The 21,635-nt window shown below is 55.0% G+C and carries 18 protein-coding genes and 5 pseudogenes; 17 read left to right on the top strand and 6 right to left on the bottom strand.

What is annotated here, in order from left to right:
• The first annotated feature begins 290 nt into the window (after window positions 1–290).
• The 3 genes and pseudogenes from TKWG_RS18350 to TKWG_RS27375 all read left to right on the top strand — a co-directional run bounded on the left by TKWG_RS18350 (window position 291) and on the right by TKWG_RS27375 (window position 4,857).
• A pseudogene (locus TKWG_RS18350) lies at window positions 291–2,499 on the top strand (heavy metal translocating P-type ATPase).
• Between the two features lie 24 nt (window positions 2,500–2,523).
• Window positions 2,524–3,000 (top strand): Cu(I)-responsive transcriptional regulator, encoded by a 477-nt coding sequence (cueR, locus tag TKWG_RS18345; RefSeq protein WP_014752267.1) that lies wholly within the window; start codon window positions 2,524–2,526, stop codon window positions 2,998–3,000.
• A gap of 232 nt (window positions 3,001–3,232) precedes the next feature.
• A pseudogene (locus TKWG_RS27375) lies at window positions 3,233–4,857 on the top strand (acyl-CoA dehydrogenase family protein).
• A 69-nt stretch (window positions 4,858–4,926) separates the two neighbouring features.
• Here TKWG_RS27375 and TKWG_RS18335 read toward each other — a convergent pair.
• The 3 genes and pseudogenes from TKWG_RS18335 to TKWG_RS18325 form a co-directional block, all read right to left on the bottom strand.
• Window positions 4,927–6,227: pseudogene (locus TKWG_RS18335) on the bottom strand (NAD(P)/FAD-dependent oxidoreductase).
• A 131-nt stretch (window positions 6,228–6,358) separates the two neighbouring features.
• Window positions 6,359–7,719, bottom strand: a pseudogene (locus TKWG_RS18330) (esterase-like activity of phytase family protein).
• Between the two features lie 312 nt (window positions 7,720–8,031).
• The gene (locus TKWG_RS18325; RefSeq protein ID WP_014752261.1) at window positions 8,032–8,949 is read right to left on the bottom strand and encodes a Bug family tripartite tricarboxylate transporter substrate binding protein; all 918 of its coding nucleotides are present in this window, start codon (window positions 8,947–8,949) and stop codon (window positions 8,032–8,034) included.
• 530 nt (window positions 8,950–9,479) lie between these two features.
• Here TKWG_RS18325 and TKWG_RS18320 point away from each other — a divergent pair.
• Both TKWG_RS18320 and TKWG_RS18315 read left to right on the top strand, forming a co-directional pair.
• Entirely contained in the window at window positions 9,480–10,304 is an 825-nt protein-coding gene (locus TKWG_RS18320) for a sulfite exporter TauE/SafE family protein (RefSeq protein ID WP_014752260.1), read from the top strand.
• Between the two features lie 31 nt (window positions 10,305–10,335).
• The gene (locus tag TKWG_RS18315) at window positions 10,336–11,052 is read left to right on the top strand and encodes a FadR/GntR family transcriptional regulator (RefSeq protein WP_014752259.1); all 717 of its coding nucleotides are present in this window, start codon (window positions 10,336–10,338) and stop codon (window positions 11,050–11,052) included.
• 101 nt (window positions 11,053–11,153) lie between these two features.
• On the opposite strand, the gene TKWG_RS18310 is transcribed toward TKWG_RS18315, so the two are convergent.
• Both TKWG_RS18310 and TKWG_RS18305 read right to left on the bottom strand, forming a co-directional pair.
• Complete coding sequence (locus TKWG_RS18310) at window positions 11,154–11,594, bottom strand: T6SS amidase immunity protein Tai4 family protein (RefSeq protein ID WP_014752258.1); 441 nt, start codon at window positions 11,592–11,594, stop codon at window positions 11,154–11,156.
• Window positions 11,591–12,085, bottom strand: coding sequence for a type VI secretion system amidase effector protein Tae4 (locus tag TKWG_RS18305; protein ID WP_014752257.1), 495 nt, complete (start codon window positions 12,083–12,085; stop codon window positions 11,591–11,593). The genes TKWG_RS18310 and TKWG_RS18305 overlap by 4 nt, the downstream gene beginning before the upstream one ends.
• A gap of 137 nt (window positions 12,086–12,222) precedes the next feature.
• On the opposite strand from TKWG_RS18305, the pseudogene TKWG_RS18300 reads away from it, so the two are divergent.
• Window positions 12,223–13,151, top strand: a pseudogene (locus tag TKWG_RS18300) (ZIP family metal transporter).
• A 27-nt stretch (window positions 13,152–13,178) separates the two neighbouring features.
• On the opposite strand, the gene TKWG_RS18295 reads toward TKWG_RS18300, so the two are convergent.
• Entirely contained in the window at window positions 13,179–13,562 is a 384-nt protein-coding gene (locus tag TKWG_RS18295) for a COG4315 family predicted lipoprotein (RefSeq protein ID WP_014752256.1), read from the bottom strand.
• 291 nt (window positions 13,563–13,853) lie between these two features.
• On the opposite strand from TKWG_RS18295, the gene TKWG_RS18290 reads away from it, so the two are divergent.
• The 11 genes from TKWG_RS18290 (at window position 13,854) to TKWG_RS26685 (ending at window position 21,634) form a co-directional block, all read left to right on the top strand.
• The gene (locus TKWG_RS18290; protein WP_014752255.1) at window positions 13,854–14,480 is read left to right on the top strand and encodes a pyridoxamine 5'-phosphate oxidase family protein; all 627 of its coding nucleotides are present in this window, start codon (window positions 13,854–13,856) and stop codon (window positions 14,478–14,480) included.
• Between the two features lie 234 nt (window positions 14,481–14,714).
• Window positions 14,715–15,452 carry a FadR/GntR family transcriptional regulator gene (locus tag TKWG_RS18285; RefSeq protein ID WP_041710453.1) on the top strand — a complete coding sequence of 246 codons (738 nt, stop codon included), beginning with the start codon at window positions 14,715–14,717 and terminating at the stop codon, window positions 15,450–15,452.
• Window positions 15,433–16,644, top strand: a complete 1,212-nt coding sequence (locus TKWG_RS18280) for a mandelate racemase/muconate lactonizing enzyme family protein (RefSeq protein ID WP_014752253.1) — start codon at window positions 15,433–15,435, stop codon at window positions 16,642–16,644. Before TKWG_RS18285 ends, TKWG_RS18280 begins: the two co-directional genes overlap by 20 nt.
• A gap of 19 nt (window positions 16,645–16,663) precedes the next feature.
• Window positions 16,664–17,431: an SDR family oxidoreductase gene (locus TKWG_RS18275; protein ID WP_014752252.1), complete on the top strand. Its 768-nt coding sequence runs from the start codon at window positions 16,664–16,666 to the stop codon at window positions 17,429–17,431.
• A gap of 191 nt (window positions 17,432–17,622) precedes the next feature.
• Window positions 17,623–18,201, top strand: a complete 579-nt coding sequence (locus TKWG_RS18270) for a hypothetical protein (RefSeq protein WP_148274589.1) — start codon at window positions 17,623–17,625, stop codon at window positions 18,199–18,201.
• Window positions 18,202–18,227: 26 nt separating this feature from the next.
• Window positions 18,228–18,707 (top strand): hypothetical protein, encoded by a 480-nt coding sequence (locus TKWG_RS18265; RefSeq protein ID WP_014752250.1) that lies wholly within the window; start codon window positions 18,228–18,230, stop codon window positions 18,705–18,707.
• 376 nt (window positions 18,708–19,083) lie between these two features.
• Entirely contained in the window at window positions 19,084–19,707 is a 624-nt protein-coding gene (locus TKWG_RS18260) for a quinoprotein dehydrogenase-associated SoxYZ-like carrier (RefSeq protein ID WP_202947740.1), read from the top strand.
• A complete protein-coding gene (locus TKWG_RS27370) occupies window positions 19,695–19,880 on the top strand; it encodes a thiosulfate oxidation carrier complex protein SoxZ (protein WP_202947805.1) in 186 nt (61 codons plus the stop codon). Before TKWG_RS18260 ends, TKWG_RS27370 begins: the two co-directional genes overlap by 13 nt.
• Window positions 19,880–20,800 carry a quinoprotein relay system zinc metallohydrolase 2 gene (locus TKWG_RS18255; RefSeq protein WP_014752249.1) on the top strand — a complete coding sequence of 307 codons (921 nt, stop codon included), beginning with the start codon at window positions 19,880–19,882 and terminating at the stop codon, window positions 20,798–20,800. The genes TKWG_RS27370 and TKWG_RS18255 overlap by 1 nt, the downstream gene beginning before the upstream one ends.
• Before the next feature lie 8 nt (window positions 20,801–20,808).
• Window positions 20,809–21,138, top strand: a complete 330-nt coding sequence (locus tag TKWG_RS18250) for a c-type cytochrome (RefSeq protein ID WP_014752248.1) — start codon at window positions 20,809–20,811, stop codon at window positions 21,136–21,138.
• A 103-nt stretch (window positions 21,139–21,241) separates the two neighbouring features.
• Window positions 21,242–21,634 (top strand): FAD-dependent oxidoreductase, encoded by a 393-nt coding sequence (locus TKWG_RS26685; protein ID WP_322786567.1) that lies wholly within the window; start codon window positions 21,242–21,244, stop codon window positions 21,632–21,634.
• The last annotated feature ends 1 nt before the right edge of the window (window position 21,635 follow it).

Below are 21,635 nucleotides of genomic sequence, written 5' to 3'. Positions count from 1 at the left end.
CCTGAGATTGACATGCGCATCAGATGCTTGACCTTCCCATCATGGTAAGCTTTACATTGAAGAACATAAACTGTTTGCGCCGTCATTATTGCCTGGCCGACCGCGTTGACAGACCCGTGCCGCGCTGGCCTGGGCGATGCCACTATCGACCCGAGACGGAACCATAAGCGGCGGTTTTTCTTCGAAAGGACGCAAATCATGAGCTCTACAACCCTATCCCGCAGTGTGGCGGGCCATCCTGCCCCCAGGCAGACAATGAAAACCGGCTGATAGAACTATCGGTGGCCGGTATGACCTGCGCTTCCTGCGTGCGGCATGTTGAGAACGCCCTGTCTACCGTGCCGGGCGTGCAGTCGGCCAGCGTCAACCTGGCTACCGAAAGGGCGCAGGTGCGTGCGCCGCTGGATCTGGACAGCACTTTGCTGACCCAGGCCGTGGTGCGCGCCGGCTACGAGGCGCAGGTGGTGAGCAATCCCCAGCAAAGCAGCAACACAGAAGCAGCACGGCGCCAAGCCGACAGGCTTGAACTCAAGCGCGATCTGCTGCTGGCCGTGCTACTGGCGCTACCGGTGTTTATTCTGGAAATGGGCGCCCACGCAATACCGGCATTCCACCATTTTGTGGCAGAAACCATTGGTATGCAGAACAGCTGGTATCTGCAGTTCGTCCTGACCAGCGCTGTGCTGGCAGGACCGGGACGTCGTTTTTTCGTCAAGGGGATACCAGCCCTGCTGCGCCTGACGCCTGATATGAACTCGCTGGTTGCCGTGGGCACGACCGCAGCCTATCTGTTTTCGGTCGTAGCCACCTTCGTTCCTGCCTGGCTACCCAGCGGCACCGTTAACGTTTACTACGAGGCGGCGGCGGTGATTGTCGCCTGGTGCTGCTTGGACGTTATCTGGAGGCCGGGCCAAGGGCAATACATCGGAAGCGATCAGGCGGCTGGCCGGACTGCGGGCAAAAACGGCCCGGGTACGGCGCGGTGCAGAGGTGAGTGAAATTGCCATCGAAGAAGTGGTGGTGGGCGATCAGATCGAACTGCGTCCCGGTGAGCGTATTCCTGTGGACGGGCAAGTGACCGAAGGCAATAGTTTTGTCGATGAATCCATGATCAGCGGCGAGCCGATGCCGGTTGAAAAAACGCCTGGTGCCACTGTGGTGGCGGGCACGGTGAACCAGAACGGTACGTTGAATTTGCGCGCTACCGGTGTCGGTGCCGATACCGTGCTGTCGCAGATCATCCGCATGGTTGAACAGGCGCAGGGCGCAAAGCTGCCGATCCAGACCATGGTCGATCGTATTACCATGTGGTTTGTTCCGGCGGTCATGCTGATTGCGTTGATCACATTTGCAATATGGTTGATATTCGGCCCGCAACCGGCGCTGGGTTTTGCCCTGGTCAATGCGGTGGCCGTGCTGATTATTGCCTGCCCCTGCGCGATGGGTCTGGCAACACCTACATCTATCATGGTAGGCACGGGGCGCGCAGCGCAACTGGGGATTCTGTTCCGACAGGGCGAAGCACTGCAAACATTGATGGACGTGCGCGTGGTTGCGGTCGATAAAACCGGCACGCTGACCCGCGGTTATCCTGAACTGGCCGATTTGACGGTGGCCAAAGGATTTGACCGTGACCAGGTGCTGGCGCTGGTGGCTGCGGCTGAAAGCCGCTCCGAGCATCCCATTGCGCGCGCCATTGTCGCCGCTGCAGAAAAACAGAAGCTGCCCATTGCGTCGGTCCAGAATTTCGAATCCCTGACCGGGCTCGGCCTTCGTGCCCAGGTCGATGCACGACAGATTCTGGTTGGTTCGGACCGGCTGATGATGCAGCACAAGCTGGATCCGGCGGTGTTTTCGACCATTGCCAGCAAGCTGGCCGATGAGGGCAAGACGCCGCTTTATGTTGCGATCGACGACAAACTGGCTGCCGTCATCACAGTGGCCGACAGTATTCGTGAAACAACGCCTGAAGCGATTGCAGCCTTGCATGAGCAGGGGCTCAAGGTGGTCATGGTCAGTGGCGATAACCAGCGCACCGCGCAGGCGATTGCGCGACAATTAAATATCGATGAAGTGGTTGCAGAGGTGATGCCCGACGCCAAAGCCGATACCGTTAGGCGGCTGCAGCAAACCTACGGGCCGGTCGCCTTTGTTGGTGACGGCATTAACGATGCCCCTGCCCTGGCGGTTGCCGACGTGGGGATCGCTATCGGTTCAGGGACCGATATTGCCATGGAGTCGGCCGATGTGGTGCTGATGTCTGGCGACCTGACCCATGTGTCCCAGGCAATCGCCATGTCGCGGGCGACCATGCGCAATATCCGGCAGAACCTGTTTTGGGCGTTCGCCTACAATGCGGCTTTGATTCCGGTCGCGGCAGGCGTGTTGTATCCCTTCAATGGGGTGTTGCTGTCGCCTATCTTTGCAGCGGGCGCGATGGCGCTTTCCAGCGTGTTCGTGGTCACCAATGCATTGCGGCTGCGCCGTTTTGCCGCTTGAGTGAAGTTGATCAGGGGGAATGAGATGAATATTGGAGAAGTGTCGGCAGCCACCGGTGTGAGCGCCAAGATGATTCGCTATTATGAAAAAATCGGCCTGATTAACGCTGTTAACCGCAGCGATGCGGGCTATCGGCAATATACGGTCCAGGACCAGCGCATGCTCGCCTTCATTCGGCGGGCTCGCGAACTGGGGTTTTCGCTTGAACGTATCAAAACCCTGATTGGCCTGTGGGAGGACACCTCGCGACACAGCGCCGATGTGCGGCAACTGGCGCGCCAGTATATTGGCGAGCTGGATGAGGACATTGCCAAATTGCGTTCCATACGTAATGAGCTGGCCTATCTGGCCGATCATTGCCACGGTGACAATCGGCCTGATTGCCCCATTATTGAAAGGCTGGCGCAGGGGGTAGATGACTTTGATGTATTTCCCGCAGTGGGCATGTGTGCTAAAGTAAACATGCAGGTGCATCGGCACCGGTCGCTGGCTGTTGCGTGATATCAATTGTCATATGAGCACTATGACCAGTATCACCGGCCGTGATATACCGCGTTATCGGACTGTGATATCGGCCGAGTTATCAGGATCCGCAATCGAGCCTGATTTATGCTTGCGGTATGAGGCCTGCTATACGAGCCTGTGATGCGCGGCTGCGATATCAGGCGTGATAGCAGTGACAGCTGTGACTGCAAATATGTGTATTGTGATCCACTTGCTTACGGAGGCTCACATGGTCACCACAACATTCATTACGCCGGATAATCAGGTTCCGGATCTGGAAGACTATAATCTATTCAATTGTGATCCAGCGCTGCGCGAGGCGCTGGATGCGTTCTCTGCCGCAGACGCGAAACAAGCATGCCAGAGCTATGGCGAGCGCCTGGGCTCAAAGCATGTCTTGCAGCTGGCGCAGCTTGCCAATGTAAACGGGCCGCAAGCGGCTATTTTCACCCGTACGGCGAGCGCCAGGATCTGGTTACGTTCGATCCCGCCTGGCATTCCCTGCTGACGATGCTGTTCGACATGGGCGTGCATTCTGCGGCCTGGCAGGACGGCCAGCATGTGCGGCGCGCAGCACTGTTTTATTTGCATGCGCAAACCGAAGCGGGCAGTCTGTGCCCGGTCACCATGACCTTTGCCGCCGTTGCAGCGTTGCAGGATCAGCCTTTGTTCAAGCAACTGGCGCCGTTGCTGTACAGTCGTGATTATGACGGCGCCAATGCCCCCGTCTCCCAGAAGCGCAGCATGATGATCGGTATGGGCATGACCGAGAGGCAGGGCGGATCCGATGTACGCAGCAATACCACGCGTGCCGTGGCGTATCGGTCACTCGGAACCGGTCTATGAACTGCATGGGCATAAATGGTTCTTTTCTTCTCCCATGTCGGATGCGCATCTGGTGCTGGCCTATGAACAGGAACAATTAAGCTGCTTTTATTTGCCGCGCTGGAGACCGGATGGCAGCATGAACACGGTGCATATCCAGCGGCTGAAGAACAAGCTGGGCAATCGTTCCAATGCCAGCGCGGAAGTAGTCTTTGATGGCGCCTGGGCGTTACGGGTAGGTGAACAGGGGGCGGGCATTCCCACCATCTTGCGCATGGTCAATCAGACGCGGCTCGATTGCGTGCTTGGCAGTGCCGGATTGTTGCGTCAGGGTTTGGTGCAGGCCATGCATCACACCCGCTATCGTATGGCATTTGGCAAGCGGCTGGCGGATCAGCCTCTGATGCAGTCGGTACTATGTGACCTGGCCCTGGAAAGCGAAGCGGCGCTGTGGCTTGGCATGGCGTTGGCCCATGCGGTGACACAACAGAATGACCCCGTACAGAAAGCATTTTTGCGCATTGTCGCGCCAGCCGCCAAATTCTGGGTATGCAAGCGCAGTATTGCCGCCATTGCCGAATGCATGGAGGTATGGGGGGTAATGGTTACATCGAAGATGCGCCGTTGGCGCGGCTGCTGCGCGAAGCCCCCGTCAATTCCATCTGGGAAGGCTCTGGCAATGTAATGAGCCTTGATGTCTTGCGGGCCCTTGCGCGGGACCCTGACGGGGCCGCGCTGTTGCTGGAGCGCCTTGCCGACGATTGCCGTGCCGACCCGGTGCTGTCACAGGCCATGGTGCAACTGAAACAATGGGTGTCGGAGTCGGGCGATGTGCTGCAATCGAGGGCACGCGAAATCACGCAGCGCCTGGTGCTGCTGGTTCAGGCCACGCTGCTCTATCGGCATGCGCCTGCATGGCTGGCAGAGGCGTTCGTGCGCGCGCGTTTTGAAGAAAGTGCAGGAGTATTTGGCGCCTCCATCTATACCGATGCGGTCGCGATACTGGAGCGTGCCTATCGTCCGGAATAAGCACAGCGGTGGTCGCCGGAACCTGCGTGGGTGACAGGCCGACGACGGGGCTTGGCATCCCGCCAACCATTAATGCAGTTTGACTTTCGGTGTGCTGCGTTTTAGCAGCAGTCGACCCAGGGCGACGGCGCCAGTACGGGCAATACCCAGAATCGCCATGTGATGCATCAAATGCAGGCTCATGTACATCAGGCGTGCCAGCAAGCCTTCAACAAAAAGGCTTTTGCCGGTGAGTACGCCCATCAGGCTGCCTACTCCCTTGTTGTGACCTACGGACACCAGTGACCCGTAATCCTTGAACGCAAATGGTTTGCCACTGCTTGCCGTGCCGTTGATGCGGGCCGAGAGCTCGCCGATCAGATAGTCTGCCTGTTGATGAGCCACCTGCGCCCGGGCAGGCAGATAGCGACCCGGCTCCCATTCGACCTGGGCACAATCGCCCATGGCATAGATCGCCGGATCACTGGTGCACAGGGTTTTGTCGGCAATAACCTGATTGATTTTATTGGTTTCCAGACCCAGTTCGGTCAGAAAAGCCGGCGCCTTGATGCCCGCTGCCCATACCGTCAGGTCGGCCGGATATTTGTTGTCGTTCGAATCGGTAAGGCTTTTTTCCTGTACGGACGCCACCAGCACCGATGTCTTGACGGTAATGCCGCGTTCCTTGAGCAGTCTTGTGGCTGCTGCCGATGTTTTTTCCGGAAGGGCCGCAAGTATGCGCGAACTGCCTTCGAGCAGCGTGATGTGAATATCTTCTTCAGGATTCAGTTCGTTGATGCCATAGAAGCCCAGATTCTTTCCAGCTTCCAGCAGTTCTGCTGCCAGCTCAACACCAGTTGCTCCGCCACCGACAATGGCAATGTTCAGAGAGTGTGCGGGGTCGGTTTTCTTGCGCTGATCGGCGGCTACCAGCTCGCGCAGAAATTTCAGACGAAATTTTTCGGCCTGTTCCGTGGAGTCCAGCGCGGTGGCATATTCTTCGGCGCCCGGCGTGTTGAAAAAATTGGAACGGCTGCCAACGGCCAGCACCAGGGTGTCATAAGACAGGTCTCTGGCTGCAAAAACTTCTTCCCCTTCGTTGTAGACTGCCTTGACGTGAATGCTGCGGGCCTGGCGGTCAATGCCGTCCATTTCGCCTGGTACGAATGTGAAACCGTGGTCCTTTGCCAGCATGGCATAAGACAGCCCCTCGCGGTGAATGTCCAGCGTACCCGATGCCACTTCATGCAGCGAGGCTTCCATATATGGAACACGCCTGCATCTACCAGAAAGATGTGCCGAGGACCGAACTTGCGTCCGAGTTTGGCTGCCAGTTCCAGGCCGCCCGCGCCACCGCCTACTATGATGATCCTGTGTTCCGGTATTTGCATCGTCATTTCCTGATGTTTTCAGTTGAAATAGAACAAACTTGTTTCATTCTAGTAGAAAAACGCCAGGGCAGGCAGATTAAAGCCGGCCTTCGTGCGTGTTGGCCGGCCTGGCTATGCTTGTATTGGAACGGTTATTTGGCCTGTAACAGTTCTGGTGTTTTCAGCAGGATGAGTTCATTGTCATCCTGCTTGTTGGGTTCGCGGCTGGACGAAAACGGAAAGTTGTTATCGTTGCCCACAACGATATGTTCGCCGTCAACAATATCGACATTCTCGATGGTAAAGAACGGGAATTGCAGCACGCCGTTAGTCAGGGGCTTGCGCGCCACCTTGGATGGATCTGCAATGTTCAGCAGATCAATGTACGCGACCTTGCGTACCGGCTTGCCTGCATTCTCAGGACCGAACTGGACTTTGTAAACACGTTTGAATTTGGGCAGATCGGCAAAACAGGTCCGAGGGTCTTCGCCTTGCTTGCAAGCTTTGTCCGGTGTGCCTTCGCCATTGTCCCGTTCGATGATCAGGCCCGTGGTGGCGTCAATCATGTTGAAGTCACCAATTGCGTGGTGCGCCGCCTCCAAAGGATATAGCCAGGAGCGGCCGCTCCATTTTTCCGCAGCAACATCAAATTCCAGTACGCGCAGCACGGTCTTGCCATCGGCCGATTCCCAGGCTTTCTTGTGTTCATCCCAGATTGGACCTTCCAGCAATGGATACAGAAACTTACCATCGGCCGAGGCAGCCATCCCCTCGAACCCTTTGGAGCGTTTCAGATTGACATCTTTATAACTGTCGCCGGGCGCGCCGGGCGTGGCAACCAGGTAATTGTCGGGAGATTGAATTTTACGACCGTCAACTTCTGTGTCGAAGACAGCCTGAACCTTGCCGTCAAGATCTGCCTTGATCAGAAACGGACCGAATTCTTCGCCTATCCACAACGTGTTGCCGATGATCTGAAAGCTTTCCGTATCAAAGTCAGAACCAGTCAGATAGCGTTGCGGCGTACCTTCGTGCACGATGCGAAAGGGCACTTTTTTGTCAGGGTCGCTCAGAAATACGGATTTGATGTGCTTGAATTGCCCAGACTTCCAATCGATGGAGTATTGATTCAGATACAGCATGGAGTCCGGCGAGTTCGCTTTGTTGCCGGAGCCATTATCGGTCAGAATCCAGACGCTGCCGTCTTTCATAACCTGGATGCCGGAGTGGCCCTGCAGGGCTGGCCGGAGATCGGCAGGCTGATGCCGGTCTCGCGATCATTCGATTTACCCATGACGGATGCCGGTTTTTCAACGCGTTTGCGCGTGGTGTATTTGCCCGCAGATTTGAGATCTTCCGGAGCATTATCTGGCGCCGCAATACTGCTATTGGCTGGCAAGATGGCGTGCCCTTCGAGAACGGCGGGGACTTCGGTCTGCGCCAGCGTAATGCTGCTGGCTGTGGCCAGGCCGATTGCCAATGCCAGCGTCGAAAAACGGTATCGGAATGTCATGGAGTGCTTCCTGCATGAGGTTGGAAAGCCGCAAGAATATAGGAGCAGTATGACAGGTGTATGTAAGTGAAATTGAGGGAATGGCCCGGCACTGGCGCCAGGGTCAGCGTTGTGTCGCATTAGGCAGGTATAGTGCCTGGTGCTCCTGATCGCCCAGGTATCGGGGCCGACAGCGGGCGCAGCGGGCGATCAGGCTGGGTAAAAAATAAGTAGTTCGCTACTGTGGTGAAATACCGGCGTCCGTTACCGCCTTAAGCCAGAACTGGTGTTCGTCTGCAATTACTTTTTTGAGTTCCGAGCCTGTGCCGAATGTTAACTCCGCGCCTGGGCCGCCATTGTGCTGATCAGTTTCGGCTCTTTCAGGCTGCGCTCAAGCGCAGCCGATAATGCACTGATGATCTCGGCCGGAACGCCTTTCGGAGCGAACAGGCCGAACATATTTCCTGCAATCAGGCTTTTTTTTGCGCCAGCCTCGGTGAGCGTGGGAACATCCGGAAGCAGGCTAATGCGTTTGGCGGAAGCCACGGCAAGGATTTTGAGCTTGTTGCCTTTGACCAATGGCATGGATCCTGTCACGCTATCGAACATCATGACGGAAAGGCCATTGACCACATCGGGTAAAGCCTGAACACTACCTTTGTAAGGTACGTGTGTAATATCAAGTCCGTTTTGTGCCTTGAAGAGCTCCCCTTCCAGGTGTGAAAGTGTGCCTACACCTTGCGAAGCGAAATTGTAGGCACGGGGTTTTGCCTTTATATATGCGATGAGTTCCGGGATGGATTTGACGGGCAGGATCGTAGGGACGACCAGTGCATGAGGAACCGATCCAACCAGACCGATTGGAACAAAATCTTCAATGAGGTTGGCCGCCTGGTCCCGGTAAACAGCCGCTGCAATGGCCTGGTTGGATGTCGCCGCCAGATACAGGGTGTACCCGTTGGGTGTTGCCCGGGCGCCTGCCGTCAGGCCGATGGCGCCACCGCGCGCGGGACGGTTTTCTACAACTACCGGTTGCCCAAGCTCGCGGGATAGCTGATTGCCGATGGCCCGGGTCAGTACATCGGTTGCACCGGCCGGCGGAAATGAAATAATGATTTGTATCGGGCGATCAGGATAGGCCGATTGGGCTGGCATGGGGAAAAAAAATACAAGCAGAAGGCTTGCGCAGCAAAATGAACGAAGCAATGTCTTGATCGCGACCAACGAATGCAATACTGGGGATAACATCATTACGACCTCCGGAATTCTCTGTGGTTAAGATTGGAACTGAGGTGAAAAGACAAAAATCAAGCGATTAAAAAGGTTGCGTACCTTGAGGTTCTGCGTCGTCTCTTATCAGAACAACGTGTTGGTTTCGAGGTCATTTTTTCCGGGACATAACGACAGAGCACAAGCCGCGGCTGCCCCAAGTGCAGGATCAGTTGCGCAGGTGCTTGTTGCGCCGGCTGAGCTCAGACACCGGTGAGCGCGCGTTCTTGCCTGCGTGCCTGACGCTGTACGCAATATTGCAGTCAGGTCTGTTTTCATCGCCCATGAGTCTCCTTCCATGTATGTGCCGTCGAGTAAAGATTCGAACCAAAAAGATACCATTTTATTGAAAGCACTTTATTTTTTTCATTATGGCATGTAATTTCTATAAATGGAATTATTTATTTCATATTTAATATTAAATACGCTATGAATAGCGACATTATTGGCGTATTGGTTCATTAAAGGTTCAATATGGTACCATTCAAGGCGCATTTACTCTGGAGCAATGCATGCAATACAATATGGAGACTATTGCCTTATTCACGCTCGCAATATTGGCATCGGGCATTGTTGCCGGACTGATTGCCGGGCTGCTGGGGGTGGGTGGCGGCATTGTGCTCGTCCCTGTGCTGTACTATTTGTTTACCCTGCTGCTGGTTGATGAGTCGATTCGCATGCATATGGCAGTTGGTACCTCGTTAAGCACCATTGTTGCGACGGCGGCCTCATCCACCCGGGCTCATCTGGCCAAGGGGTCAATTGATATTGGCTTGCTCAAAAGTTGGGGGCCCTGGTTGCTATGTGGCGCCATAATCGGGATGAGTGTTTTTAGCGCAATTGATTCGAGTGCTTTGTCGTTTGTCTTTGGGTCTGTTGCGCTTCTTGTTGCTGTATATATGCTTTTTGCCAAAGAGCCTACGACAGAAACAACAGATAAATTTCCCAGGGGCGTTGCACGTGGCGTGTTGGGTTTGATCGTGGGAGGCGTGTCTTCGATCATGGGGATTGGCGGTGGAACGTTGAGTGTTCCCATATTGAGTATTTTCAAGTATCCGATGCGCCGTGCCGTAGGCACTGCTGCTGCTATTGGGTTGCTGATTTCAATACCGGGTGCGATAGGTGCATTGCTAAGCGGGTTCGGGAATCCAGATCTGCCACCGTTCAGTATTGGTTTTGTTAATTTGCTGGCGTTCGTTATTCTGGTGCCCGTGACAGGATTTGTCGCTCCTTTCGGTGCCCGAATCGCGCACACGATCAAGCCAAGGTATTTGCGCTGCGCCTTTGCGGTCTTTTTGTTGTTCAATTCATTAAATATGTTCTTAAGCGCGATCTGATATCAAACAAACAGGTTTTCAAGAAAAAACGATGCAACAACCCTTTCCCCTGGTACAGAAGCGCTCAGACAAAATATTGGATCTGCTGCGTGAACGGCTTACTCAGCAGGATGCAATCCAGGGCTCACGCCTGCCGCCGGAGCGTAGCCTGGCAGCCGAACTTAACGTGAGCCGGCGAGTGCTTCGCGAAGCCTTGCAAAAACTTGAAGAAGACGGACTGATTCAGCGAACGCCGGGACGTGGTACGGTCATCGTGGACTTGTCTCAAGCAACGCCTAACCCTGGGGCTGTTGATATTCGGCAATATACCAGTCCGGTAGAGTTGATGGACGCACGCTTTGCTTTGGAGCCGGCCATTGCCGCCATTGCGGCAGCACATGCCACATCGCGCGATATCGATGAAATGCGCCGGTGTATCGAACAGAGCCAGAACGTTATCGCTGATCACAGGGAGTGGGAGAAATGGGATGGCGCCATGCATGCCGCAATCGGTCGTGCGACGCATAATGATCTGCTTGTGCGGTTTTTCGATATGCTGACAGCAGCGCGTGAACAGACGGCCTGGGGACGGTTGCGCAAGGCATCGTTGACCCCGGAACGTCAGTTGCTATACATTCATCAACATACCCTTATCGTGACGGCTATTGAAGAGCGAAGCCCGGAGCAAGCCGCGCAGGCCATGCGTCAGCACTTGACGACAGTGCGCCGGACCATGTTCGATCAACTGGACGAACATGACCTGAAGTAAAACGGGCACTGTGGCTACGACTGTTGCTTGATCATTGCTTGTCGCAATTGCCTGCACTCGTGCGCAGGCTGCGCAGGTGGAGCCGGGATCTGAATCGGTTATTACTTTTTTATATATTGACCGGCCAGTACGTCCAGTTCCTTGCTGTTGAACAGATCAATGCATTTCATCGATTCATAGCTGCCACCCGTCGAGCCGCTGCGCGTGGTTGTCTTGAGGAATTTGTCAACAAGGGCCTGGGCAGCTTCATTGGCTTCAAGGGGCACAGTGGAGTATTCCAGGTAGGCGGCTGCTGTGTTGCTCCAGTCTTCTTCCAGTGCCGCGCTGCCAGCCTGTTTGCTTAGCGTTGCGCCACAACGGGCCAGCGCCCAGTATTTGAACAGTTTGATCTGGTTATCGTCGCTTTTGAGCGCTTGCTGGGGCAGTTGGGTAAACGATTGCAGCTCGTCGGCCGGCTTGGCCGCGTCGGCTGCATGAACCGCACTGCTGGTCATCAAGCCAATGGCACACAGTGCCGCTGCAAAATATCGTCTGCTGTTCATTTCAATTCCCAAAGATAGGCTTTTTCCGGAACAAAGGTCCCATTGTCCGGATCGGCATACAAATGGCAGGAGTCGGCGCATTGCGCACCGTTCCAGAGTGTGACATGGCCCGCCGCATTGTCCCAGCCATGGCCCTTGACCACAAGCAATCCCTTTTTGCCTGCCAGTTGAGCCGGTGTGGGTGCACCATTGATGATGATGTCCGCCTTGCCAAATGTGCTTTCCAGAAAACGGATCATGTCGTTGACGCGGTACATGTACCATTGGCCATCGGCACCGCTGCTGGCTGCGTAGCCGGCTGCGTTCGGCGGAATAGAAATGCCGCTGCGATTGAGCACATAGCTCATGCGAATAGGGCAGGCATTACGAAAAATCAGACTGTCGGTATTGAACTTGACCTTGCCGCCGATCAGCTCGCCCACCATTCTGACTGGTTTGTTTACCTGCGCAAAGGTGTTCCATGCGTGGTCGAATTGTGGTCTGGCGGCCATTGGGCAGTCTCCGGATTATGGATTTGTGAATGCTAGAGTTTCGCACATTGTTGTTGCAATAAATTTAATTAGTGGATGTCATTTTGTTACTATGTGTTTGATTGTCTGCATCCGATTTTCGAGATTTCAAGGTAAAAATGAATACGCATGATGTCGCACAACCATCTTTGTGGCAGGCCTGGATACTGCAGGCCCGTAAAAATCCGCGAGTCACCTTTGGTCTTTTGCTCGCAGGAACGTGCCTGCTGGTGCTGCTGCTGGCCGGTACTTATCGTGCCCTGACTTCGGTTGAGGATACTGCGTTCGACTACGCACTGATCGGTGGTTTTGCCGGGTTCGGGGCCACCGCACTGGGGGCGTTGGCTGCATTCGGCTTGCGTAGCATCCCGGTTCGCACCCAGGATACGATGCTGGGGTTTGCGGCGGGCATGATGCTCGCAGCCAGTTCATTTTCCCTGTTGCTGCCTGGGCTGGAGGCCGCCCACGAGATCACCGGCAGCGCGCTGCTGGGGTCAACGGTCGTTGTATTGGGGCTGGCCTTCGGTGTGTTGCTGATGCTCGGGCTGGATTATTTCACACCGCATATGCATCAGGAGTTGGGTACGCAGGGGCCCGAGTACAAACGTCTTAACGGTGTCTGGCTCTTCGTGCTGGCCATCGTTTTGCACAATTTGCCCGAGGGCATGGCCATCGGGGTCAGTTTTTCCAAGTCCGATATGACGGTTGGGTTGCCCCTGACAACGGCGATCGCCATTCAGGACATTCCGGAGGGGCTGGCCGTGGCGCTTGCCCTGCGGGCTATCGGCATACCGGTAGGACGGGCCGTGTTGCTTGCCGCCGCTTCCGGCATCATGGAACCGCTAGGTGCCATTGTGGGGGTGGGGATGTCCAGCGGTATGGCTGTGGCTATCCCATGAGTCTTGGGCTGGCAGCCGGTGCAATGATATTTGTGGTATCCCATGAGGTCATACCGGAAACCCATCGCAACGGCCACCAGACTTTTGCCACCATCGGACTGATGGCCGGGTTTGCGGTCATGATGTTTCTGGATACCGCGCTGGGTTGACCACCTGGCGGCATCCAGTGCTCACGCCTAGGGTTTGATGACGTGCCAGACGTCCTTGACCCCATCGCCGGTCATGTCGCCGGGCTTGCTGTCTTTCTTGAACAGGTACAGCGGCTGACCTTTGTACGTCCATTGTGACTGGTCGCCATCACGTTTGATCACATCGTAATCGCCGGATTTTTTATCTTCTGCAGTAGCCATCAGTGGTGGCCAGTTCTCTGCGCATTGGCCCGAGCATGCACTTTTTCCCGGGGTTTCCTTGTCCTTGTCAAAGGTGTATAACGTCATGCCTTTGCTGTCGACCAGTATGCCGTTTTCTGTTTTGACCGGTGGTTCGGCCGCGAGGGCAGCGCTGCCGACAAATCCCGCACCGGCCAGGGCCAGTAAGCAGGACAGTAGTGCTTTGTTCATGAGAGTCTCCTTGAAGATGATCGCCGCCGCCGGCGATACACTGCAAAGGATACGCCTTATCGAATTAATTGCATATGGCATGGTAACGCCATGATGAATATTTTTTGCTGTCTGCATGCCACGTCGTTACACATATCGGCTTCTATTTCAACTGTTATTGTTAAAGGCAACCGGCTGTGTTTGTGGCTCTGGCGAGCTGCCTGGATTTCCGTCACAGGAAGGCAACGATCAAGGCGTAGTATAGTAAGTCTTTGTTCCCTTTTTCCATATCGTTTTCCGGAGAACCTGCCGATGACCTTTCATGATCCCCACCACATTGGCACCATCGAGCAACTGACCGCTTTGTTTGGTACGCCCGGCGAGGCGTCGCTGAAAAAGGAAGTGGACCATATACATCCACTGTATCGACCGCTGATCGAGGCTTCTCCGTTTGCCATTCTGGCCACCAGCGGCCCGGATGGTCTGGATGCGTCTCCGCGTGGTGATCCTGCCGGTTTTGTCCAGATTGAAGACGAACACACGCTGTTGCTGCCTGAAAGGCGGGGGAACAATCGCATTGACAGCCTGCGCAATTTGCTTACTGATCCGCGTTTGGCTGTCCTGTTTATGGTTCCTGGCATGGGGGAAATGCTGCGCGTCAATGGCACTGCACACATCAGCGTCGCGCCGACATTGCTGCAGCGCCTGGCCATGCGCGACAAGCCACCGCAATGCGTGATTGTCATGAAAGTGGAGCGAGTCTTTTTTCAGTGCGCCCGTGCCATACAGCGCTCAGGGTTATGGAATCCGGCACCGGCACGAGACCAGTTGAATGTGCCGACAGCGGGTACGATTCTGGCGGGTCTGACCCACGCGCAGATTGATGGTGAAAAATATGATCAGGAGCTGCCGCAACGGCAGCGCGACACGCTGTATTGAATGCGCCAGGGTGGCACGCCGAACTGTGAAAAGCGCTTGCCAATTCCGATATTTTTGCATTGAGCGGGCCTGGGTCGTCGCTGCGCGAGCATCCGCAGGCGTTCAAGATAACCTGACAGCCTAATCCGGCAACCCTTTCTTGTGACCAACATAGCCACGCTGGACTGCGAAATCCGGTTGAATCAGGGTAATTGCTATTATATTTCAATCATCATACGTATTATGATTGTGATCATGATACCTCGACAAACAATACATGATGACGTTCTGAACCGCCTGGGCGCAGATATCTGCACTGGGGTATATCCCGCCGGGACAGTGCTGCCGCCGGAGCCGGATCTGTGCGATCTGCTGGGCGTAAGCCGCATTGTCGTACGGGAAGCGGTCAAGTCACTCAGCGCGCGTGGCCTGGTTACAGTGCGTCGTCGTACTGGCACACTGGTGCAATCATCGGAAAACTGGCAGCTTTTTGATCCCAAGGTTGTCGTCTGGCGAGCCAGCACGGGCATGATCGATGAAAAGTACATCGTCGATTTGATGGAGCTGCGGCGCGTGATTGAGCCGGCCGCCGTTCGGTACGCGGCACAACGGGCCAGTGCCGAAGACCTTGCGCTGATGCGCCATCATCTGGACGCTATGGCAAATGCAATCAATGGCAAGGGCGAATATGTGCCGGCAGATCTGGCTTTTCATGGCGCCATTCTGGATGCTTGTCATAACCAGTTCCTGCGTCAAATGCAGCAGGCAATCAATGTGATTCTTCAGGTCAGCTTCGATCTGTGCGTACAAGTGCCGGATGGACCAGCCCGTTCCCAGTCTTTGCACGAAGCGCTATTTTCGGCGATTGCCGCGCGCAATCCTGTACAGGCGGAACAGGCCGTGCTGGAAATTATCGAGCGTGCAGAAAATGATTTGCATGCCAGTGTAAATAATTCAAGGGTTATCGATCATCATGAAAATCACCAAAATTGAAACGCTGCGTACCCAGGAGTTTTTCAATGTCATCTGGGTGCGCATCCATACCGACAGCGGCGTAGTGGGGCTGGGCGAAACGTTTTATGGCGCTGGAGCTGTAGAGGCGCACATCCACGAAACCCTGGCGATCCGTTTGCTGGGACAGAATCCATTGCATATCGAGGCCTTGCATAAGGAAATGCTGAACCTGCCTATGGCGCAATCGTCTACCGGGGCGGAATACCGGGCGGCATCGGCCATTGATATAGCGCTTTGGGACCTGTTTGGCAAAGTCTGCAATCAGCCTGTGCACCAAATGCTCGGCGGGCTCTGCCACGACAAAATCAGGGTGTACAACACGTGTGCCGGCTACAACTATGTGAGATCGAAAAATATCAAACCAGTGTCCAACTGGCAGATCAACAAAGGACAGGAAGGTCCTTATGAAGATCTGGATGGTTTCATGAATCGTGCAGATGAACTGGCGCTGGATTTGCTTGAGCAAGGCATCACCGCGATGAAAATCTGGCCGTTCGATCCGCCGGCCATCGAGAACAAAGGCTTGTTCATTGACGCCCGGCAGATGAAAAAATCGCTGGAGCCATTTGAAAAAATCCGCAAGGCGGTCGGCGACAAAATGGACATTATGGTGGAGTTCCATTCCTTGTGGAATTTGCCTGCTGCCAAAGAGATCGCGCGCGCCATAGAGCCGTATGCGCCACGCTGGTATGAGGATCCCATTCGCATGAATTCACCGCAGGCATTGGCTGAATATGCAAGGTCTACGCCCGTGTGGGTGTGTGCAAGCGAAACCCTGGGTTCCCGTTATCCATACAAGGATATGCTGGAGCGTGATGCCATGCATGTGGTGATGGTCGACCTGTGCTGGAGTGGTGGGTTGACTGAAGGCCGGAAAATTGCCGCGCTTGCCGAGACCTGGCACCGGCCATTTGCTCCGCACGATTGCATCGGGCCGGTGGGCTTTGCCGCCGCTGTGCATTGTTCGTTCAGTCAGCCCAACACGCTGATCCAGGAATCGGTGCGCGCCTTTTACAAGGGTTGGTACAACGAGCTGGTGACCGCCGTGCCGCGGATTGAAAACGGCTATGTTTTTCCGATGCAAGGACCTGGTCTGGGCGTGGAGCTACGCGACGATGTATTCGAGCGGGACGACTTGACGATTCGTGTCAGCACCCCGGAATCACTATAAGAGTAGAGAAGAAAAAATCATGTCTGAATTATTCAATTTAAATGGGAAGACGGCACTTGTTACCGGTTCGTCGCGTGGGCTGGGGTTTGCCTTTGCCCAGGCGCTGGCAGAACATGGTGCCGATGTCATTCTCAATGGCACCCGCCTAGATCGCCTTGAGCAGGCGGCACAATTGCTGGCCGATCGCGGTTTTCGCGCCGACACGCTGGCCTTCGATGTGGCCGATGAGCATGCGGTGGTCGCCGCCTTTGATTCACTGGATCGCCAGAACAGGCAAGTTGATATCCTCATAAATAATGCAGGTATTCAGCTCAGGAAGCCGTTGACTGAGCTGGCGGTGGCCGAATGGCATAGCGTATTGGACACCAATCTGACCAGCGCCTTTCTGGTGGGGCGTGAGGCGGCCAAACGCATGATCGCACGTGGCAAGGGAGGCAAAATCATCAATATTGGTTCGCTGACCAGCGAATGCGCCCGTGCAACAATAGCGCCCTATACTGTTTCCAAGGGCGGTATCAAAATGCTGACACGTGCGATGACGGCCGAATGGGCTGCGCACAATATTCAAATCAATGCCATTGGCCCTGGATATATGGCAACTGACATGAACGAAGCACTGTTGAGTAATCCGCAATTCGATGGCTGGGTAAAGAGCCGCACGCCGGCCGGCCGTTGGGGGTTGCCCGAAGAACTGGCTGGTGCTGCTGTCTTTCTGGCTTCACGTGCTTCCGACTATGTGAACGGTCAAATCATTTATGTGGATGGTGGCATGCTGGCGGTCTTGTGAATCCGTGCAAACTGAACCCAAGCGGCTTGGTACTTAGCCGGTTCGGACTCAGGCTGCATGAGCCCGGCCAACATCTGATTACAACTTCCTGACGGTTCTTGATGTTCAATCGATGCTCGATGCCAATATAATGCACTTTATCAACAAATTATTATAAGTGCATGATTTTGCGCAGATTAAATATTTTATACATGTTTTCGTTTTATGTATCCCGTAGCGATGGGCCATACCTTGGTCGCGCCGGTTTCCTGCGTCGCTATTGTAGCGCGCTCAAGCTGCTGGGTATGTCGTTTGTAATGGGACTGGCAGGCTGTCAATCGCTGGTACTGGAGGGGTCTTCAGCCGGTGCCGGGATCGCTGGTGCCGCGCTCGCGCAAAAAGTTACGGATAACGCGGCAATTACAACCGGTATCGGCGTTGGCGTTCAGGCGGCCACTCGTTCCGCCGTGCAATATGTGCAGCGCGAAATGCATGGCTATACCCAGGAAGTGATCGCCACCGCGGCCGGTAAATTGAAAGAAGGCGAGGTGGCCAACTGGAAGTCGATTCATTCCATCCCCATGGAGCCCAATGAGCAGGGGCGGGTGACGGTAAGCCGGGTGATCAGCCAGGGTCTGCTGGAATGCAAGGAAATTGTCTATTCCGTCGACAGCGAAGAAAACTCGATGCCCCGCAACGAGTTTTATGTGGCCTCGATCTGCAAGGACGGGCCACGCTGGGCATGGGCCACGGCCGAGCCGGCAGTCAGCCGCTGGGGAGCTTTGCAGTAATGCGGTTACGCGTCAGCCTCACAATAATGACACTTGGCTTTTGTGTCGTTGGCAGCCTGGCCGGTTGTTCATTGATCGCGACGTTGCCGGGTCTTACTGCCGGTGCGGCGACATCATCTGTAACGGGTAATCCGGCGCTGGGCCTGACTGTGGCAATTGCCACTAACGCGGCAGTGGATGCCGGCGTTAAATATGTAATGAAGCGATTTAGTGCAGCAGAGCAGCAGGAAATTGCAAACGCAATCGCGCAGAGCGTACCTGGAGAGCAGCGACGCTGGCGGGTTGAGCAGCCGGTACCATACGGAAATAACAAAGGGCGCACAATCGTTGTCAGCGAATCGGTCAATGCCCTCACAACCTGCAAAAAGGCGCTGTTTTCGGTAGAGGGCATGGTAGATGGCAGGCCAGCCGAGCACTGGTACACGCTGGATGTTTGCAAGAACGGACAGTATTGGCTGTGGGCCCAGGCAGAACCATCGGTCAAGCGCTGGGGCTCATTGCATTGATGGGGCCTGCAGTCCAGGTTATGCAAGAGCCGCTCGTGAGTCATCGGGTGCATGCAGCAACCTGTGTGCTTGCTTACGGCCAGAGCAGCAGCGTCAGTCTTAAATAGCCGCGTAGGCCTGCAGAACCCTTTTTTATTCAACCGTGACCAGTGTGCGGTCGCACTAGCGCACTGGGCAAATGTCAGCTGTCTTTCCTCTTTTCTCTGCAATGGGTACGTTCCTGTCTCAGTCCGACAATTAGATGTATATTGTTATAGTCATGTCTGCAAAGGTCGTTCAGAACCACAACAGAATTACAGTATAAAAAAATGCCTCGCGCGCCAATCACGCCGCGATAAAGTACAGAGAACGGAACATGTTCATTGAGGAGGTTCACATGTTACGCAAATCAGTCTTGCTGATCAGTTCTGTCATGATCATCTCACTGTCTTCGCCCTCGCTGGCCGGGGTCGATGCGCCTGCCTGGGATAAGGTAAACAGCAGCTTTTTCTCCGGAAAAACGCTTGAGGACGGCCCCTTTATTCATATTGACGCCCCCAAAAGAGCGGCCAGCGGTGCGCAGGTGCCGTTTGCATTTTCCATCGACTATCCGGCAACCAAGGATGATTACATCAAGAGCGTGACACTGGTTGTGCCGGAAAATCCTGTGCCGCTGACCGCTGTCTTTCACTTTACGCCCGATAGCGGCAAGGTCGATATTGCTACCCGCATTCGGCTTGAAGTAGATGACTACGTTCACGTTGTCGCAGAAACCAGCGATGGCCGCTATTTTCGCAACGCGGTGCCGGTCAAGGCATCGGGCGGCTGTGGTGGCACGGTCGGTGGCGATGTGAATGCCGCCAAAAAGACTGCGGGGCAAATGAAGCTTGCCGCTGTTGATCCCGTTCATGCCGGCAAACCGGCGCAGGGACGCTTGATGATACGCCATCCCATGAACACCGGTTTGCAGCGCGACCTGATGACTCAGGCTTTCGTCCAGCCTATTTCATCAAGAATATAGACATCCGCTATAACGATAAGCCGATAATGCAGGCTGACACGTATATTGGTATTAGCGAAGATCCGAATTTCCGGTTCTTCTTCGTACCTGAGAAAAGTGGGAAGCTCACGGTCTTGGCAGAGGACAACGAAGGCAAACACTTTCGTCATGAAACAGACGTGACGGTGCAGTAATGCGTGCCGGATTTTTTCGGATGACGCTGCCATGGATAATGATCGCGGCCTGCGCCGTGGCCACTGCCGCACCATTGGAGATGCATGAAGTGGCCCCGGGAGTATATGTACATCAGGGCGCGCATCGGGATTTTGATGAACCTGATTACGAAGGTGATATTGCCAATATTGGGTTCGTGGTTGGAGACCAAGCCGTAGCTGTTATCGATACGGGTGGCTCGTTCGATATCGGCAGCGCGCTTGCACAGGCCGTGGCAAAGACCACGCCGTTGCCGATCCGCTATGTCATCAACACGCATGTTCATCCTGACCATATCCTGGGAAATGCGGCATTTGTCGGCGACAAGGTGCGGTTTGTCGGACATGCACAATTGGCAGCGGCCATGTATGAAAGCCAGGATGCCTATCTGCGTGCGGCGCCTGCACGCGCTGACGGTGGCAAGAACAGGATTGTTCTGCCGACCATCAAAATTTCCGAAACGAAGCGATTGGACCTGGGCGGGCGAACCCTGTTGCTGCAAAGCTGGCCTTCGGCCCATAGCACCACCGACCTGACGGTTCTTGATGAACAGACACAAACGCTATGGACCGGTGATCTGTTGTTCACCGAAAGAACGCCTTCCATTGATGGCGACGTCAAAGGCTGGATCCAGGTAATCGATGCCATCAGGCAGAAGCCGGTGGCGCGACTGGTGCCCGGGCATGGTCCCAGTCCGAAAGACCAGGCTGCGGCCTGGAATGCGCAGCGACGCTATTTGCAGACACTGCTATCGGATATTGCGCAGGGCATTGCTCAAGGGCAGGACATGAGTGACGTGATGCAACACGCGGCAGCGCAGGAAAAAGATCGCTGGCAGCTTTTTGATGTCATCAATCCGCGCAATGTGAACTTGTTGTTTCCGAAAATGGAATGGCAATAGGGCTGAATATGATCATAAGGACCGATATTGCCATGCGGTTATGGATTCTGGCATTGCTCCTAGGCACCACGCAGGCAATGGCACAGGCGCTGCAACCTGATCTGCATATCCGTGTCCTGGCCGCATCCTGTGCGGCTTGTCATGGCACGAATGGAGTCAGTGTGGCGCAAACGCCAAGTCTGGCGGGCATGTCATCCACGCATTTTCTGTCGCGCATGATGGCGTTTCGTACCAGCAAGACAGACACAGATGTCATGACGCAGCACGTCCGGGGCTTGACCGCAGACGAAATTGAGCGTCTGGCCGTCTATTTCTCGGCCTTGCCCGCGCACCAATGACCTGCTCCTGTCCTGGCGTTAATTCTACAGTTATTTCAAATGCAATAGCCATTCGGTTGCATCATGGATTGCGGCATTTCAGTAAACAGATGGGACAGCAACGATGAAGCGCAGGGAGTTTATTCATACCTTGGGGGCGGCCTGGCTTGGCGCCGGTGTCTGGCCGCTAAGTGCGAGCGCTGCGCGCAGTTTGCGACAGGCGCGTGTTGTCATTGTGGGTGCAGGTTTTGCGGGCGCGACGGCGGCAAAGTACCTGCGCATGTGGAGCGACTATCAACTGCCGGTCACGCTGATTGAACAGAATGCGCAGTTTGTTTCCTGCCCGACCAGCAATCTGGTGCTGGGCGGTTCTGTACCGCTGGCGGCGATTACCCGCTCCTATGATAATCTGGGCCGCAAGCATGGCGTGATCGTGCGCCAGGACACGGTGCTGGCTGTAGACCCCGACCGTAAGCAGGTGCGTACCGCAGCCGGGCCATCCCGTATGATTATCTGAT

The sequence above is a fragment of the Advenella kashmirensis WT001 genome (assembly GCF_000219915.2).
In the GTDB taxonomy this organism is placed as follows: domain Bacteria; phylum Pseudomonadota; class Gammaproteobacteria; order Burkholderiales; family Burkholderiaceae_B; genus Advenella; species Advenella kashmirensis.
This window is presented reverse-complemented; position numbering and strand designations above follow the sequence as displayed.